General features: G+C 55.6%; 18 protein-coding genes. 12 read left to right on the top strand and 6 right to left on the bottom strand.

The window, feature by feature from the left end; all coding sequences use genetic code 11:
* Positions 1 to 111: 111 nt before the first annotated feature.
* From A4E33_RS03930 to A4E33_RS03905, 6 genes are all read left to right on the top strand, one after another.
* Positions 112 to 1,017 (top strand): hypothetical protein, encoded by a 906-nt coding sequence (locus A4E33_RS03930; protein WP_292346381.1) that lies wholly within the window; start codon positions 112 to 114, stop codon positions 1,015 to 1,017.
* A gap of 8 nt (positions 1,018 to 1,025) precedes the next feature.
* Positions 1,026 to 1,535 (top strand): hypothetical protein, encoded by a 510-nt coding sequence (locus A4E33_RS03925; protein WP_292346380.1) that lies wholly within the window; start codon positions 1,026 to 1,028, stop codon positions 1,533 to 1,535.
* Between the two features lie 262 nt (positions 1,536 to 1,797).
* Positions 1,798 to 2,955: a hypothetical protein gene (locus tag A4E33_RS03920; RefSeq protein WP_292346379.1), complete on the top strand. Its 1,158-nt coding sequence runs from the start codon at positions 1,798 to 1,800 to the stop codon at positions 2,953 to 2,955.
* Positions 2,956 to 2,969: 14 nt separating this feature from the next.
* A complete protein-coding gene (locus A4E33_RS03915) occupies positions 2,970 to 3,506 on the top strand; it encodes a hypothetical protein (RefSeq protein WP_292346378.1) in 537 nt (178 codons plus the stop codon).
* Positions 3,507 to 3,754: 248 nt separating this feature from the next.
* Positions 3,755 to 4,372: a 6-phospho-3-hexuloisomerase gene (hxlB, locus tag A4E33_RS03910; RefSeq protein WP_292346377.1), complete on the top strand. Its 618-nt coding sequence runs from the start codon at positions 3,755 to 3,757 to the stop codon at positions 4,370 to 4,372.
* Between the two features lie 100 nt (positions 4,373 to 4,472).
* Positions 4,473 to 5,186: a molybdopterin-dependent oxidoreductase gene (locus A4E33_RS03905; RefSeq protein WP_292346376.1), complete on the top strand. Its 714-nt coding sequence runs from the start codon at positions 4,473 to 4,475 to the stop codon at positions 5,184 to 5,186.
* Positions 5,187 to 5,235: 49 nt separating this feature from the next.
* Here the strand turns inward: A4E33_RS03905 and A4E33_RS03900 are convergent, their stop codons facing one another.
* The 3 genes from A4E33_RS03900 to A4E33_RS03890 all read right to left on the bottom strand — a co-directional run bounded on the left by A4E33_RS03900 (position 5,236) and on the right by A4E33_RS03890 (position 6,805).
* Positions 5,236 to 5,499, bottom strand: a complete 264-nt coding sequence (locus A4E33_RS03900; RefSeq protein WP_292346375.1) for a DUF4405 domain-containing protein — start codon at positions 5,497 to 5,499, stop codon at positions 5,236 to 5,238.
* 120 nt (positions 5,500 to 5,619) lie between these two features.
* Positions 5,620 to 6,300 carry an MBL fold metallo-hydrolase gene (locus tag A4E33_RS03895; RefSeq protein ID WP_292346374.1) on the bottom strand — a complete coding sequence of 227 codons (681 nt, stop codon included), beginning with the start codon at positions 6,298 to 6,300 and terminating at the stop codon, positions 5,620 to 5,622.
* A 73-nt stretch (positions 6,301 to 6,373) separates the two neighbouring features.
* A complete protein-coding gene (locus A4E33_RS03890; protein WP_292346373.1) occupies positions 6,374 to 6,805 on the bottom strand; it encodes a PEGA domain-containing protein in 432 nt (143 codons plus the stop codon).
* Between the two features lie 405 nt (positions 6,806 to 7,210).
* Between A4E33_RS03890 and A4E33_RS03885 the strand changes: the two genes are divergently transcribed.
* From A4E33_RS03885 to A4E33_RS03870, 4 genes are all read left to right on the top strand, one after another.
* The gene (locus A4E33_RS03885) at positions 7,211 to 8,341 is read left to right on the top strand and encodes an endonuclease Q family protein (RefSeq protein ID WP_292346372.1); all 1,131 of its coding nucleotides are present in this window, start codon (positions 7,211 to 7,213) and stop codon (positions 8,339 to 8,341) included.
* Positions 8,342 to 8,462: 121 nt separating this feature from the next.
* Positions 8,463 to 10,475 (top strand): cation:proton antiporter, encoded by a 2,013-nt coding sequence (locus tag A4E33_RS03880; RefSeq protein WP_292346371.1) that lies wholly within the window; start codon positions 8,463 to 8,465, stop codon positions 10,473 to 10,475.
* A gap of 82 nt (positions 10,476 to 10,557) precedes the next feature.
* Positions 10,558 to 10,734, top strand: coding sequence for a 4Fe-4S binding protein (locus A4E33_RS03875; RefSeq protein WP_292346370.1), 177 nt, complete (start codon positions 10,558 to 10,560; stop codon positions 10,732 to 10,734).
* On the top strand, positions 10,724 to 11,920 hold the full coding sequence (locus A4E33_RS03870) for an NAD(P)/FAD-dependent oxidoreductase (protein ID WP_292346369.1): 1,197 nt from the start codon (positions 10,724 to 10,726) through the stop codon (positions 11,918 to 11,920). The genes A4E33_RS03875 and A4E33_RS03870 overlap by 11 nt, the downstream gene beginning before the upstream one ends.
* Here the strand turns inward: A4E33_RS03870 and A4E33_RS03865 are convergent.
* Positions 11,909 to 12,577, bottom strand: a complete 669-nt coding sequence (locus tag A4E33_RS03865; protein ID WP_292346368.1) for a TrkA family potassium uptake protein — start codon at positions 12,575 to 12,577, stop codon at positions 11,909 to 11,911. The genes A4E33_RS03870 and A4E33_RS03865 overlap by 12 nt on opposite strands.
* Before the next feature lie 55 nt (positions 12,578 to 12,632).
* On the opposite strand from A4E33_RS03865, the gene rnhB reads away from it, so the two are divergent.
* Entirely contained in the window at positions 12,633 to 13,271 is a 639-nt protein-coding gene (gene rnhB / locus A4E33_RS03860) for a ribonuclease HII (protein ID WP_292346367.1), read from the top strand.
* Positions 13,272 to 13,748: 477 nt separating this feature from the next.
* Positions 13,749 to 15,056 carry a site-2 protease family protein gene (locus tag A4E33_RS03855; protein WP_292346366.1) on the top strand — a complete coding sequence of 436 codons (1,308 nt, stop codon included), beginning with the start codon at positions 13,749 to 13,751 and terminating at the stop codon, positions 15,054 to 15,056.
* 17 nt (positions 15,057 to 15,073) lie between these two features.
* Here the strand turns inward: A4E33_RS03855 and A4E33_RS03850 are convergent, their stop codons facing one another.
* Both A4E33_RS03850 and A4E33_RS03845 read right to left on the bottom strand, forming a co-directional pair.
* Complete coding sequence (locus tag A4E33_RS03850) at positions 15,074 to 16,039, bottom strand: phosphoribulokinase (protein WP_292346365.1); 966 nt, start codon at positions 16,037 to 16,039, stop codon at positions 15,074 to 15,076.
* A 78-nt stretch (positions 16,040 to 16,117) separates the two neighbouring features.
* Positions 16,118 to 17,209 carry an SPFH domain-containing protein gene (locus tag A4E33_RS03845; RefSeq protein ID WP_292346364.1) on the bottom strand — a complete coding sequence of 364 codons (1,092 nt, stop codon included), beginning with the start codon at positions 17,207 to 17,209 and terminating at the stop codon, positions 16,118 to 16,120.
* Position 17,210: the final 1 nt, after the last annotated feature.

Here is a 17,210-nt window from a genome sequence, read left to right as displayed (position 1 = left end):
GAGCATATTCGGCGCCCGCCGACTATTTAGATCTTACTGTTCTCTCAGCCCGAGCTAAAAATTAGTGAAGTACTGAACCATGTCAACTGGCCGAACCGCACCGAGCCGCTGATGCCGGATACGGATTTAGACGGTCTCATCGATAGTATCGACCCGGATCCGCTGGATGCCGGCAATAACACGATGTCTGATGAAATGTACAAAAGCCAATTCATCGAGGGTTTATTTGGGTCAGATGCAACATTATCCGATCCCCGGCACCGGAATGAGGCTTTTGAATATGGTCAGGCAATCAGTCAGTTTGCCTGTATCGGGAGTGCCCGGGATTTCATGATTGAAGCTGGTAAGGGACACAAAGGCCCCTACATGTTCCTTCTCGCTGTTGGTTCCATTCCCGAAGGAAAATTACTCACTAGTGAGGTGAAGTTTGCTAAATGGGTGACTAAACTTGATGATGTTGCCGAAAGAGCAAAATGGATGAAGGTGTGGATAAAGGCAAGTCCAACGACGAATAAAGTACCATTTGCAAAACGTATTTTCCCTGATGAAATTGCGAATCTCGAAGCACAGGGGGTGTCACCAAGTGGCATTGCAACAATGGTTGACCGGGGAATCGATTTCTCAAGAATTCAGACTACCGCAAAAGCGGGAGATGATTTCGTACCAATCGAGTGGACACATACATGGGATCGTCATGTTACTGGTAAGGAGAAAAGATCATATTACACAACATTATTCCCAATGAATACGCAGGTGGATTGGGGAGGTAAAATTTATCCGGGAAAAACAAGCATGACCGATGAAGAACTGAAACAAAAAATTATTGAAATTATTAATGAGAAAATGACATCATGGCCAAATAATCGTGTTGAAATAACCAAAGTATTTGATTCTGAATGGAAAGGAATTAAGGAAATGAAAATATATATCGATGAAAACGGTTTGGCAACCGCTTTCCCGACCCGGGGAACTCAGATATATTATTGGAATAATTATCAATGGATAAAAACGCCATAGGTTAAAAAATGATACGAATATCATGGGACCGGAAGGAATTAGCTAATGAATTGAAAAAGGAAATACCTTTTTCCCGTTTAAGCATTCCAGTATCAATCAGTATTGATGGGATTGAAATAATCCCCTATGCACAACCCGAATTAAAGTTACTTTTTAACGACCTTTACGCAATTTTCTGCTATCTTGATCCAAAATCTTCTGAGACCAGAAAAACGTATACGTCCCCTCAGGATCACCTGTCGATTCTTGCGCTTGAGATTAGATTCTCTCTCTCAGAAGAAGACCCTGACAAAATGATAATCCATTATCCATCAGATCCTTCCAGTAGTTTGGTGATTGACAGAAAAAAAATTGTTCAATTCAAGGATTTTGTCAAATCCGTCCTTGATGCAAATTTAGTATTTCTTGATGACTGTGTAACGGTTAATCCTGGTTTACAAAATAATCCTCAATGGATGCAACTTGATCACGAATATAAAATGATGAAGAGCTGGTATACGGAAAAATGGAAAAAGTAATCTAAAAGATTACTTAAATCCACGTTCTTTCTTATCTGTTTTGCTTTTTTAGGAACATCGTTGTTTATTTCCCGATGCAATTGCAACCCCCCCAAACCTGTCGTACGTCAACGATCTCGATACCGACAACGACGGCATCCCGGACTCGGTCGAGAAGAGCGGGTTCTACGATTTCAACTACAACTATTACCAGACCATCTATACCAACCCCGACACGGATGGCGACGGGCTCTGGGACGGGGAAGAAGCCGGTACGTTCTGGATGGTCAACGGATTCCGGTACTATGACTTCAACAGTATCCCGACCAAGCCGGACAGTGATGACGACGGGCTTGGCGACGCTGATGAAAGAGATGAAGAGACCAAAGCGCTGATGCCGGACACCGATGACGATGGGTGGACGGACGGTGAAGAAGTCCATTCAGTATATGGATTTAAGACATATCCCACGATGCCGGATAGCGATGAGGATGGCCTTATTGACAGCATCGATCCAGACCCGCTGGATGCCGGTAACAACACGATGCCGGACGAGTGGCATAAGACTGAGTTCATCCAGGGGCTCTTATTCTCAGATTTTGTCTCGAATGATCCCCGGCACCGGAACGAAGATTTTGAATGGGGTCAGGATATCAGCCAATGGGCATGCATTGGTAGTTTCCGTGATTTAGTTGCCCAGGCGTATAACGGGAAACGTGGTCCTCAATTGCTGATGCTTGCGATTTCATCCTATCCCGGGGGTAAAACTGTTGAAGGTCTCGCAAAAATTGAGATGAACGCGATCAAGGCTATCAGTAAAATCGATAAGGCAGAAACGAAGGCAATAAAAATCTCACATTTCCTTGCAGGTAGTGCTGACACAGATGCGGTTGCGTTTGGCAGAAAAATCATTCCGGGGGATATCGCAAAACTCGAAGGGATGGAAGTATCTCAACACGGGATTGGGGTATTTTTATCTCGTGGTGTGAACATCCCCACGGTCAAGAAAGTTATCAAAGTGGGCGCTTCTGATGCCAAGAGCGCAATACCTATTGTTGAAGGGGATCTCAAAGCTGGTGAGATTCATTATTACGGAAGGCATGTTACTGGGGAGATTAATGCAGGCCAAGAAGGAACGACATTGTTCCCTACAACAACGCCGGTTCACTGGCAGGGAAAAGCGTATCCCGGCACATCCACATTGACTAAGGAAGAATGGAAGCCGATACTTCAGCAATGGGCTGATGAGGCGATTCAATCCAGAGGTTATTCAGAATGGCCAACTACCTATGAAAACATTGTTTATACTTTCACATCGGAACGGTATGGTGTAAAAGAAATTAAGGTCGGACTCAATCCGAAAACCGGTGTTGCAACAATTTATCCGCTCAAGGGTTCGCAGGTTTATAAATGGGAAAACAGCCAGTGGATCCTGAAATGATCATGGGGATATGAATGTTTGAAATCGTCTGGGATAAAAAAGAGATTGAGCGGTGTATCCGAGAATGCGAAGGAGACCAGCATTTTCTGGATTTTCTTGCACCAATCCATATTTTTATCAATGGCGAAAAAATCACAAAATCCGATGAAATCCGCGGAAGAGTGAAATCGAATTTATGGGATTTATCCCTCAATTGGTTATTTGTGCTTAAGTCAATCGATCCGGAAAAACTGGGGTATATGGAATTCCATTATAGTTCAAATGTGAAAAACGAAGTTTCTGGTTGGGATTTTAATATCTTCCTGGATCACAATAAAGAAACCGATATCCTGACCCTGCGATATAAGGATCATTCTCTGAATGAATACCGGACCTTCGAGATCCCTCTCAAAGATTATATTGTGGGGGTTCTTCAGGCGAACACCAGCTTAATTGAGTTTATCGGGAAGGTTGCACACGGACGTGAGGAATTTGGGGTGGTTCAGAGTCTCATAGATGGTACCGCAACCATCGATGCATGGTACCGTCAGCGGTATGGAATAAAATCATAAGAGGATTGCTAATAACCCTCTTTTCTCTGGAACATTCCGACGAGTGATATCCGGATTTGCAGGGTTAATCGCTATTATCTCTTTTAAAAAAATCTCCGGATGTCGGCGATGAAGCCGCTTCTTCCGGATCCAACTCCGTCAACAGGTTCCTCTCCGGTCTTCCCGGTCTTGGCGATGGCAGAGATGCTGTTGAAGCAAACGTTCCGATACCCTCATATCGCCCGATGCAAAAGATTCCGGCAGAAACAATGACCGAAGAATTCTCTGATATCCCGCTCTTCATGGAAGAGATGGCAGAATCGATCAGGAAGACCACCGCCGGCCTTGACAAGGCCCAGACATCAGCGTTCTTCCAGCGGATCCTGGATGCGAAACGCATCTACGTGACAGGCGCCGGGCGATCCGGCCTTATCGCCCGCGCCTTCGCGATGCGCCTGCTGCACACGGGTTTTGACGTCTTCGTTGTCGGGGAGACGGTAACCCCCGCACTGCAGCCGGGCGACACCCTTGTCGTCTTCTCCGGATCCGGTGAGACGCACACGATGGCAACCTTCTGCCGGACCGTCAAGGACCTCGGGGGGATCATCTGCCTCATCACCGCATCCCCGGACTCGACCATCAGCCGGATCGCCGACACAGTCGTGAACCTCGGGGACCTTACCGGGTATTACCGCGGCGACACCACGACCTTCGAGATGCGGCAGATGACCGGGCAGTACCGTTCGATCTCAGCCGCCTTTGCCCCGCTTGGCACGATGTTCGAGACCATGGCGCTGGTCTTCTCCGATGCAGTCATCTCGGCACTGATGGAAGCAAAGAAGCAGGGCGCACCGGAGCTCAAAGGCCGGCTCACCAACATGGAATAATCCGGCTTTTTCACGTCTGATATTTCCCGGCCAATACAATAATTTTTTTCCTTTGGTACATTCCAACAATTGATGAGATCCCGGGGTCAGGTACCTGCTGATGAAATCAGGCCAGACCCTCCTTGCAGCAGCAGTCATTATCATCGCAATGATCGGTATCATACTTGTCGGGATCCCCCGGCCCGTTCTCCAGCCCGGCGGGGGTCCCCCCGCTCCGCTTCCCGGAGGGGGGCCGGCGCCACTGCCCGCAGTCGAAATACGATCCTACCAGGGGGAGGATCTCTCCCCGATCAATGATTTTCGCGAGAATTCCATTAAGGGGCCCCAGTACATCAACAGATCCGACTACCGGCTCACCGTGACCGGCCTGACCAACAGCACGGATGTGTATACATACGACGAGGTGCTGGGCCAGTACCCGAACTACACCAAAGTGGTCACGCTTCATTGTGTCGAGGGCTGGGATGTGACCATTCTCTGGGAAGGGATCCTTGTGAGGGACCTCATCCGCCATGCCGGTGTCGATCCCCGGGCGAACACGGTAATCTTCAGGGCCCGCGATGGATACACAACATCGTTCCCGCTCGCGTACGTCATGGACAATCAGATCCTGATGGCGTACCGGATGAACAATATGACCCTTCCCGCTGAACGGGGGTATCCCTTCCAGCTGGTGGCGGAGGACAAGTGGGGGTACAAGTGGATCAAATGGATTGAGGAGATAGAGCTGACAGGGAATGCGGATTACCGGGGGTACTGGGAGCAGAGAGGCTACTCCAACACGGCCGACCTGAACCGGAGCTTCTTTTTCTAATCTCGTCTCCCGGTATGGTGATGCATGTGGGCGGGCTATGCTGCCCGGCTTACCGCTCTCCGGCCTGGCCGGATAGTACCTTCCCTGTCATGGAGAGGATCCATGCCCGGTTCAGGAAGAGGTGGATCGCAACCAGGATGCACAGGATTATCCCTGCCCGGTCGTGGATATCGCTCAGCCACGCCATGGGCAGGAGAAGATCCGTGGTGCCGGCGACCCTGGCAAGAACCGTGAACTTGGCGATCCCTGTCAATGCACTGAACAGGAATGCAATTCCCATCGCGAGATCCACGCACCATCTGACAACCTGCATGTTCATACCTGTCATCTCCGTATCTGTACACGGAGTATGGAGGAGCAGCGTTAAGGACATTGTGAAAGGGACATACCCGGAAGGATTCGTTCCCGCGCCTCTTGGATCAGCCCGCCCCGTTCACGCTGCCGGCAGTGACCCGGCAAACTCCCGGACCTTTGCCGCTGCACGTGGCCGGAGCGGCTTCCCGTGCCCGATGAGCAGGGTCTCGAACGGCAGCGACGCGATCTTCCGGATCGAATTGCGGGATGATGCAATGTCGATGGTGAACCCCGCCGGCCCTTCGGAGAGCGTTGTCCCGTCCCAGCGGAGGAGGTCGCCGGCAAAGAGCGTGCCTGTCTCCGCATCCAGGAACCCGGCACTGCCGGGGGTGTGGCCGGGGAGGTGGACGCAGCTGAGCCTGGCGATCCGGTCGCCGTCCTTCAGGAGGATATCCGGCGGGAACTTCCGTGTCATCAGCCGTGCGAACAGGTCCAGGGCGATACCCCGGAGGCCCGGGTAGCGGGGAAGTGGCCGGGTGCCGGCAACGTACGCCGCATCAGCCTCGTGGATGGCGATCTTCAGGCCGGGTGCGGCAGCTTTCAGCATCTTCGTGCCCCCGACATGGTCGGTGTGGAAGTGGGTCAGGACAATGGTTGCGATCTCCGACGGTTCACGGTTTAGGGTATTCCTGATATATGCCAGGATCGTCTTCCCGCTGCCGGGGAGACCGGTGTCGATGACCACGAGCCCGTCCCTCACAAGGATGTAACTATTCCCGTTGACGCCGTCGACCTGGTGTATGCCCGGCACGATCTCCATGAACGGAGATCAGTGCTTTTGAAAGATAACCATTGCGGGAACTGCAGGGAGGAATCCGGCCTCCCAAAAAGGGTTACCGTATTCTTCTCAGGAGCAGAATACCGGCAACTGCGAGACCGGCGATGGTCAGTTCGAATCCCGGCGACTGTTTCTTCGTGGGTTCCGTGGACGGCAGCAGCGTGGTCGAGTACTCGTTTGCCTGGCCGGCCACGATGCTCACCTGTGTATAGAGTACAGTGTAACCCGGTTTCATGATCGTAAGGTTATGAGTTCCTGCGGCAAGGCCGGGGATAGTTGCCGGGCTTGCGCCCTGCGGGATCCCATCGAGTTCGACAGCCGCACCCGCCGGGTTCGTTGTCACGGAGAGGGAGCCGGTCCCCGGCCCGGTTGCCTGCGAGGACTGGCCAGCTGCTGCGTTTGTCGCCGTGGGCTGGGATGCACCGGCGGAGGATGCCGTGCCCTGCGCAGGTGCCTGCTGGCCGAAGTCATATGGCGGGGCGGTCACGACAGCGGTTGCGGCGGCCGTTCATCATAAACGGGGGTATGGGGGCATCAGCCCCCTTTAGTCATTTTTTTACGTGATTTTCATAGCAAATCCTGCGAGGGATTGAATTGAGTTGTGATGGAACCACGGGCGCTCGGGGTCTCTCGCCCCTCGCCCCGTGGAGCGCGTTGTGTACATAAATCTGTGGGAAAATTAATGTGCGAAAGTGACATCAACGGGGCTTGTCCCCTTGGGCTGTCTCCTCCGTAAGAAAGAGAGAGTCCACCTTACTAATTCACTGATGGCACGGTATAAATGATCCATCCAGAGCACTTTTTTTAACCGGAGTATCTCTCTGACATCTTCATAAACCACAAGCGTGGTCTGTGTCTATTTATCCCGCAACCGCTAAACCAATACGTATCCATGCTTGCCACAGCCGACCTCCACATCCACTCCCCGTACTCAATTGCCGTCTCCCGCTTCATGCAGCCGGAGCAGCTTATCAAAGGGTGCGTAACCAAGGGGATCAATGTGCTCGGGACCGGCGATGCCCTCCAGCCGGACTGGCTTGCCGGGTGGACGCCTTTTTTTGAGAATGATACCGGCATCGTCATCGTCCCGCAGGGCGAGATCGAGGACAGGAACCGTGTCCACCATGTCCTCCTCGCAGAGGACCCCGCCCAGTTCGATCAGCTCCGTGACCTTCTCACAGGAACATGCAAGAGCTTCGTCACGGCCGGCAGGCCGCACGTCTACCTCACGGGTGAGCAGATCGCCAATGCAGCCCACGACGTCGGGATGCTCGTCGGCCCGGCGCATGCCTTCACGCCGTGGACCGCGATGTACGCGTACTTCGATTCTGTCCCGGCCTGCTATGGCAGAGCGACAATCGATTTTCTCGAGCTCGGCCTCTCGGCAGACAGCTCCTACGGTGCGGCCATCCCTGACCTGTATGACGTTCCGTTCCTGACCAACTCGGATGCCCACAGCCCGTACCCCGACAAGCTCGGGCGGGAGTTCAACCGTATCCGGATCGCGAATCCTTCGGCAAAGGCGGTCCTTGCCGCGATTAGAGAGAAGGCCATTGAGATGAACGCCGGCTTCTTTCCCGAGGAAGGGAAATACAACCGCACGGCCTGCACCCGCTGCTACACCCAGTATACGCTCGGGGACGCGATCCGGTATGAATGGCGGTGCCCGGCAGATGGCGGCATCATCAAGAAAGGCGTATCCGACCGGGCAAGGGAACTGTCGCACGGCAGCGATCCCCGTCCCCGCCCGCCGTACCTGAGGGTTATCCCGCTTGCCCAGATCATCCGGACCATGGAAGGCGCCTCGTCGCCGAACACAAAGAAGTGCAAAGCCATCTACGCGAAATTCATTGAAACATTCGGCAACGAGATCGCTGTTCTGATCGATGTTTCTGTTCCGGAGATCCAGGCCGTCCACACGGGTGTTGCCGACGCGGTTGAAGCGCTGCGGACAGAAACAGTTGTCCTGCACCCGGGCGGCGGCGGAAAGTACGGCACGTTCTCGCTCCGGCCGGGTGCGTGACTGACCCCCGGCCTGCTGGTGGTATGGAATGTCAGGTATCCTTCATGCCGAAAATGTATCCGCCGTAACACATATACCGTATCAGGCACAGGGAGATCATAGGTAACAGGAAGGAAATATCATGGCGTTCGGACTGCTCACCAACATCCTGATCGTATTTGCGATAGCACTTGCGGTCGGGATGCTCTTCGACCGGATCCGGGTGCCTCCGCTGGTTGCCTTCATCCTGACCGGTGTCATTGTCGGTCCGTACGGACTGTCCCTCATCCAGGAGCAGTCCGATGTTACGAACCTTGCGGAGCTTGGTATCATCCTCCTGCTTTTCACCATCGGCCTTGAGTTCTCGTTCAGGGATCTCTGGAAGATCCGGTCCATCGCCATTGTGGGCGGCGCCCTCCAGGTCGTCCTCTCGTTCGCGTTCTTCTGCGGCTTTGCGATCGTCATGGGGCTGCCGCCAAACCAGGCCATCCTCATGGGATTTCTGTTCTCCCTGTCGAGCACCGCCATCGTTCTCAAGATCCTGCACCAGCGGGGGGAGATCGATTCCCCTCATGGCAGCATAGCCCTTGGCATCCTTATCTTCCAGGACCTTGCCGCCATCCCCATGATCATGGCGATCCCGTTCCTCGCGAGCATCCCGCAGATCAGCGACACGCCGTTCCTCTCGATCGATTCCCTGATCAGTCTTGTCATCACCGATCTCGTCATCGTCCTTGTTCTCATTGCCCTGGCAAAATGGGTCGTCCCCCGGGTCATGCACGAGATTGCAAAGACCCGGAACCAGGAACTCTTCCTCCTTGTCGTCATCCTGACCTGCTTCGGGATCGCATGGATGGTCACTTTCACCGGCGTATCCCTTGCAATCGGTGCGCTGCTCGCAGGGCTGATCATCTCGGGATCGGAATACAGCCACCAGGCAACCAGCATCATCCTCCCGTTCCGCGACATCTTCACGAGTTTCTTCTTCATCTCGGTCGGCATGCTCGTCGACATCCGGTTCTTTGCCGGCCACTTCTGGTTCGTGGCCTTCCTCATCTGCATCGCCATCGTTGCAAAGGCACTGCTCGCGACAGCCGCCCCGCTCGCTCTCGGGTATCCCCTTCGCACGGCAGTCATCACCGGCCTTGCCCTTGCCCAGGTTGGGGAATTTTCATTCATCATAGCCCAGGGCGGGTTCAATACCGGTATTCTCCCGGCCGAGATATACCAGGTCTTCCTGATCGTAGCCCTGATGACGATGGCGGCAACCCCCTTTGTCATTGCGCTCGGCAACCCGGTCACCGGGCGGCTCTGCAGCATGCCTGCCATGTCCCGCATCGCACGAGGGACCTGCAGTATGGACGATGACCGGAAGTCCCCGCCAAAGAAGGATCACCTGGTTATCATCGGATACGGGGTCACCGGCAGGAACCTTGCACGGACCGCGGCGAATTCCGGTATCACGTACTCCATCATCGAGCTCAACCCCGATCTTGTCAGGGCGGCACGGGCGGAAGGCGAGTCTGTCATTTTCGGCGACGCAACGTCGGAAGGAGTACTTGCCCATGCCGGTATCAGCACGGCACGGATTGCCGTTGTCGCGATCGACGACCCGGTCGCCACCCGGAAGATCGTCGGGATCTGCCGGCGGCTCAACCCGGCGCTCTCCATCATCGTGCGGACACGGTACGTGAGCGAGGCACAGGATCTGCAGGCCATCGGGGCCGACGAGGTCATTGCCCAGGAGTTCGAGACCTCTGTCGAGATATTCACGGTGGTACTCAACAAGTACTTCGTTCCCCGCAGCCAGATCGAGTCGTTCATATCCGATATCCGGGCTGACGGGTATCAGATGCTCCGCAGCAGGAGTCCGCAACACGGGACCCTCCCGGATCTCATGCGGCATATCCCTCATGTCACCATTACCTCGATGGCCGTAGAACCGGGCTCGCCGCTCGATGGCGTCACGCTGGGGGAGGTCAGCCTGCGGAAGCAGACGAACCTCCTCGTCCTCGCGATCCGGCGGGGGAACGACATGATCACCGGCCTTTCCGGTGAGACCCGGCTCCTTGCCGGCGACATCGCCATCATCTATGCAACGCCGGAAGATATTGCACGGGGCGCCCGCCTCTTCTCACGAAAGGACGGGGCCTGACCGTATCACCCTGTTCTCCCGTGATTCTGCCCACCGTCCATCGTAACACTTAATGAAGGAAAAACGCCAACATGATCAGCGAATGCTGAACGTACGTCGGGATATCTGTGGATACTGCGGCTGCTGTGTCTCGGTCTGCCCGGAAGGCGCCCTTGAACTGATCGACGCGTACCTGGCCGTTGACGAGAAGTGCACGAGCTGCGGGATCTGTGCAAAAGTCTGCCCGCTGGGAGCCCTGGAGGTCACCCATGAAAAGTAAGTATGACGTCCTTGTTGTCGGTGGCGGGCCGGCCGGGGCGCTGGCCGGCAGGACCGCGGCGGAGAAAGGCCTGTCTGTCTTAATCGTCGAGAAACGCCCGGCCATCGGCGCACCCGTCCGCTGTGCGGAAGGGATCGGCAAGGAAGCCCTCCACGAGTTCATCGACCCGGACCCGCGCTGGATCTCGGCCGACATGACCGGCGCTGCAATCGTTGCTCCCGACGGCTTTGTCATGCGGCTCGATTCCGCCCTGGCAGGGGGCAAGGTCGGGTACGTTCTCGACCGGAAGATCTTCGACCGCGAGCTGGTCTGGAAAGCGTCCGAGGCCGGTGCCGATGTTGCTGTCAAGTCCCGTGCGGCAGCCCCGATCATGGAGAACGGCGCCGTGAAGGGTGCAAGGATCGAGTTTGCCGGTAAGACAACGGACGTCAAAGCTGACGTGGTCATCGCTGCCGATGGTGTGGAGTCCAAGTTCTCGAAATGGTGCGGCATCGATACCACTGTTCCCGTGCGCGAGATCATGAGTTCGGTCCAGTATGTCATGACCGACATCGATATCGACGAACACGCCACCATCTTCTATCTCGGGAACGATGTGGCGCCCGAGGGATACCTCTGGGTGTTCCCGAAGGGGAAGCGGTCGGCCAATGTCGGCATCGGTATCTCCGGCAAGAAGAGCGGCGACGGCCACCGGGCCAAGGATTACCTCGACAGGTTCGTGAAAAAGACCTTCCCTGATGGCAAGACCATCGAATATATCCCCGGCGGGGTCTCGGTCTGCCGCCCGCTTGACTGCACCGTTGCCGACGGCCTCATGATCACCGGCGACGCAGCCCGTGTGGTGGACCCCCTGACCGGCGGTGGCATCTACAACGCGATGTATACCGGCCGGCTTGCAGCGGAAGTGGCGGCGGAATGCATTGAGAAGGGTGACGTGTCGAAGAAAGCGCTCATGAAATACGACCGGGCATGGCGCGAATCAAAAATGGGCAAGAGCATTGAGCGCAACTACCATGTCAAGGAATACCTCATCAAACAGCCCGATGCCAAGCTCAACGACATCATCCACTCGGTCTCGAAGATCGATATGCAGGATTTCTCCACGATAACCCTGATCAAAGAAATTATCAAGGCCAACCCGAAACTGGTGCTCGAGCTTGGTGCGCTCGCGGCATCACTCCGCTGATTTTTTCAGCTGCTTGTTGAGGAGCCGGAGGCAGTCGTCCTCGGCCTCTTTTTTCGTAAAGACCGTGAAGATGTCCCCCGGCTGGATCTTCACGTTCCCGCTCGGGATGATCAGTTCGCCGCTCTTCCTGCGCAGGGCAATGAAGACAAAGTCCTTGACCTTGAGTTCGCGGATCTCGTGGTCCACGATCGGTGCGCCGGTCTCGGCAACGATCTCGAAGATGGTGCCGCCCGGGATCGAAGCCAGCTGCTGGAGCTGGGGGTTCTGCGTCCAGTAATAGAGGCGGGAGGCGACCAGCTCGTCCGGGTTCTCGCTGATCCGGACCCCGACCTCCTTGAAGAAGTCCGAGTGGGCCGGCTGGTTGACGATAGCGACCACGTTCGGGACACGGAACTTCTTCGCAAGCCAGCAGGTCATGAGGTTGACCGCATCGTCGCTCGTTGTCGCGATCAGGGAATCGGCACGGTCGGCTCCCGCCTCCTCGAGCACGCTCTTGTCGGTTGCGTTCCCCGTGACGGCAAGGACATCGTAGTGCTCCAGGAGTTCGCTGCACCGGGATTCTTCCTGGTCGATCACGACCACGGTATGGGTGTGCTCGACTGCCAGTTTTGCCAGGTTCTTCCCGATGCCGCCAAGCCCTACGATGATGATATACATACCTACCGGTTACCATCACCGGCATTGAAATATCTTGCGCATCAACCTCTCTGGAATGATCTGCGGCGTTGACGAGGCGGGAAAGGGTTCGGTGCTCGGCCCGCTGGTCGTGGCCGGTATCGGCATCTCATCGGAGGAACGGCTTGCCGACCTCGGGGTGAAAGACTCCAAGCAGCTCGTGCCAAAAGAACGCGAACGGCTGTACAGGGAGATACGCAAACGCTGTAAAGTCGCGACCGTCACTATCGACGCGCAGAAGATCGATGCCATCCGCGTTGAGATGACCATGAATGCCTGCGTTGCCCGGGCGCATGCACGGGTAATCACCATGCTCGCCCCGTCCTGCGCCTATGTCGATGCCTGCGATGTCAACTGCTTCCGGTATGCCGAGATGGTGAAAGTCCATCTCGAACCGCCCTGCGAGATCGTATCGGAACACCATGCCGACGAGAAGTTCGCGGTCGTCTCGGCGGCAAGCATCGTGGCAAAGGTTGTCCGCGACCGGGAGATAGCGAAGCTCGCGAAGATCTATGGTGAGATAGGGAGCGGGTACCCCTCGGATCCGGTCACCATCCGGTGGCTGAGCGGCTATATCGGGGAACACCCGCGGCCGCCGCCCATCGCCCGCCGGAGCTGGAAGACGGTCAGCGCCCTGCTGGCAAAGAAGAGCCAGAGTTCCCTGTACGATTTCTGAAACGTGCTCTGGAGAAAATCCCCTGTTCTGACACTTCGGGAGGCATCGAACCGTGCAAGTCGAGATGAGACGGAAGAAGAACGCGTGAGCGTTCTTCGATTTCAGTTTCGAAGAATTGCTCTGCAATTATTTTCCTTCTCCTGGTTCTGATGAATCTGAAACCTTCCTCAGAATGTTGAGGATGAACAGAGCCATCAGCTCTACGAACCTGTCGGAACCCGCCGCTAAAGTATCCCCGTCCGGATGGTGCCGCATTACCGTACCATGAAAAATATGACAGGATGATTCCAGGGAATGCTGCGGAATCCAAAGCGCCCCCGCCCTTAACGGGGGCAGGGCTGGCGCAAGGGGGTATCTCATATGGTGAGATTAATCTCAAAAGAGCACGGAAAAGGATCGAGTGCCGGGAAAAAACCGGGTTCCGGCGATGCTGCCCGGGAACATGGTTTTATCATTTCCGGGCTGCTATAATACATAATGGACTGGATACCCCTGATCATCCTCCTGGTGATCGCGTATGCCTTTGTCGCATACTATATCCACAAGAATAAACTCTGGCCGGAATACATCACGTTCTATGGCCCTTTCATGGCCATCAAAACCGAGAAGGTTGCTTTTTTTGATCGCGCAATACCCTACAGCACCTTCCTCCGGGCATATGGCACACTCGGAGTGGTAACGGTCGTCATCGTCTCGGTCCTCATGACCATCATGCTGTTCTACTCCGTCCAGTATATCGTGACCCAGCGCCCGCCCCTCACTGCGGCAAACGAGCTCAGGAACGTGCTCGCCATTCCCGGTGTCAACGATTTCATACCGTTCACCTTTGCGGTCTGGTTCGGCCTCATCGCAACCATGGCCGTCCATGAGTTCGGCCATGCGGTGCTCTGCCGGGTCGAGGGCATCCGGGTAAAGTCTACGGGGATCCTCCTTGCTGTCATCCCCATCGGCGCATTCGTCGAGCCGGACGAAGAGGACCAGGAGAAGACCAAGGGACTTGCCAAGATGCGGATGTTCGGTGCCGGCATCACCAACAATATCCTGCTTGGCATGATCTGTTTTGCCCTTGTTGTCTTCATGCTCGGGTTTGCAGTGCCGGTGCAGACACCGTTCATCAACTCCGTGTACCTGGACGCTCCCGCGCATGCTGCCGGTGTCGAACCCTTCTCTGTGGTAAAAGAGGTGAACGGCGTTCCGGTCTCCACACGGGACGATGTATCTGCACTCCTGAACTCCTCAAAACCCGGTGACCAGATCACCCTCCTCGTGGACCACCGCGGGACAACCTCGCTCCACACGCTGACGCTCACGGCATGGCCAAAAGAGCTCGGTGAGCGCACGAACGGATTTATGGGGGTCACGTATTACGATGCCGTGATCGCAAAGCAGCAGTTCGAACTTTTCAGGGAGCCTGTCGGGCTTATCATCCTGCTTGCCATCCCGATCTACACCATCACGGAGCCGGCATCGTTCAGCCAGTTCAGCCTTCTCATCATCGACAGCGCTGAAGCGGTTACCTGGCAGGTCCCCTTCCCCGAGTACTGGACGGTGGTCCAGGTTCTGTTCTGGTGCGGCTGGTTCAACCTTGTTGTCGGGACCTTCAATGCCCTCCCGCTCGTGCCGCTCGACGGGGGCTATATCCTCAGGGAAGGTGTCGATCGCATCATGGACCGGCAGGGGTTGCTGAAATATGCCGCATACGTCTCCGGTGCGGTCAGTTCCCTGATGCTTGCGGTTCTTGTTGCAGTTGTCGTCCTGCCGCTGGTGCTGAACGCGCCGAAGTAACCCGCCATTGTCCTTTTTTATCCCTGCTGTTCCACGAAGATCCGCCGGTGGATAATGCGCCAGCAGAGAATCAGTTTTGCCAGATCGGCAGCGGTGACATACTGCCGGTGCCGGAAGATCGAGATCGGGCGGACTCCTGTCTGCTCTTCAATGCTCCTCTCCAGCCTGTTCACGACATGCGCACTCAGTTCGCCGTCGATCACCAGTTCGCCCATCCGGTCCCCGCCTTTCCCGCAGGTCTGGAACTCCAGGGCAAAGTTCCGCTCGGAAAGGGAGAGGATCGAGTAGAGATCAAGGGAAAGGTCGATGTTCTCAATCGTATGCTTCATCCGGTGCTGGGAGAGGGTGACCCGGTACACGTCCCGTTCGTTTCCGAGCGCCCTGCCATACTCCGAGTAATCGATCCCGATGACCGCATCGGCAAACTCTTTCTGCGGGGCAATGTATCTCTCGTACTCCGGTTCGCGCTTCACGATCTCCCCGAGCACGGCTTCCTTCGAATATCCCCGTTTTGCCATATCCCTTTTCAGTTTCCAGTCGTACTTCACCCCGCGGACAGGGTCGACAAAGAGCGTGAAGTCAAGGTACCTGCGCAATACAGGAGTGAGGAGGGTGTGCAGCCCCTCGAGGATCAGGATCTTTGTGGGGCGGAAGATGACCGGCGGATCGAATGTCCCGGTAGTGTGGTTGTAGACCGGCTTCTCGATCGGCACTCCGCGCCGGAGCATGACAAGATGCTGTTCGAGAAGTTCGATCCGGTTGGCTGCCGGGTTGAGGGCTGTCAGGCCTTCGCGTGCCCGACCTTCCCGGTCGAGGCGATGGTAATCGTCAAGGGTGATTGTGGAGACAAGATCGCTGCCGAAGATGTCGCGGATGCCCTGCGTGAACGTGGTCTTTCCCGATCCGCTGTCGCCCGCTACGCCGATGGTGAAGATGTAGGGCGAGGCAGCGATGGTGTTCTTGAAGTTCGGGTGCAGGTGCATGCCTGATTCCGTTGTTGAACGGGATCAGGTAAAAACCATCGCGAACGGGAACAGGAGAAAAAAGTTAAGAGAAGTGGATTATTCTGCCTTTGACGTGTCGTCGAGTTTCTCTCCAGTGACTTTACGCTTGCTGGTGTCCTTGAGTTCTTCCTCGGAGACCTGCGGGACCGCGTCCTGGATCTCCTTGAGGATTGCGTCGACCTCCTCGCGCTGCGGGATGTTTCCGAGGATGGAGTCGTCCATGACCGGCCGTCCGGCAATGTCCTTGGCCGTTTCTTCGGTTGCGCCGAGGAACTTCGCACCCTGGCGTATGAGCTGGGAGACCTCGAAGGGGAAGATGATCTTGGTTGCCTGCCCTGCTGCCATGGTCTTGAGGGCGTTGAGCGAGAGGACAGTGATGGCCCGGTTGTCAAGCGGCTGGGCACCAACCGAGAGGATGCGGAGTCCCTGTGCCTCACCCTGCGCCTGCAGGATCTTGGAGAGCCTCTCACCCTCGGCCTTGAGGACCTTGCTCTGCCGCTCTCCCTCCGCCTCGAGGATCATGCTCTGCCGGAGACCCTCTGCCTTGAGGATGGCCGAGCGTTTCTCACCGTCGGCACGGAGGATGGCTGCACGCCGTGCACGTTCCGCGGCGGTCTGCTCGGTCATCGCGTTCTTGACGGCCTCGATCGGGTCCACTTCCTTGATCTCGACCCGCTCGACCTTGACACCCCACTGGTCGGTCTCCCGGTCGAGGATATCGCGGAGCTTGGCATTGATGACATCCCGGTTATAGAGCACCTCGTCCAGCTCCATATCCCCGATGATGCCACGGAGGCTTGTCTGGGCAAGGGCAACTGTTGCAAGCCGGTAATTTGCTACCTCGAAGTATGCCTTTTCAGGGTCGATGACCCGGATATAGATGATGGCATCAACGTTCGTTGGCGAGTTATCTTTTGTGATCACTTCCTGGCTCGGGACGTCCATGACCTGAGTACGGAGGTCGAGCTTCACGACCGTGGTCAGGAACGGAACGATCGGGTTCAGCCCCTGGTTCATCCGCCCGATGTATTGTCCGAGCCGTATCTTGAGGCCCTGTTCATACGGTTCGACGACTACGAGGCTCTTCGATGCAATATACACGATGACGAAGATCAGGATAAGTGCAAGCAATACGGTAAAGAAATCCATG

The organism is Methanoregula sp. PtaB.Bin085 (assembly GCF_002067035.1).
Lineage (GTDB): Archaea > Halobacteriota > Methanomicrobia > Methanomicrobiales > Methanospirillaceae > Methanoregula.
The sequence above is the reverse complement of the archived record's forward strand: the minus strand, read 5'-3'. Positions and strand labels throughout refer to the sequence as shown.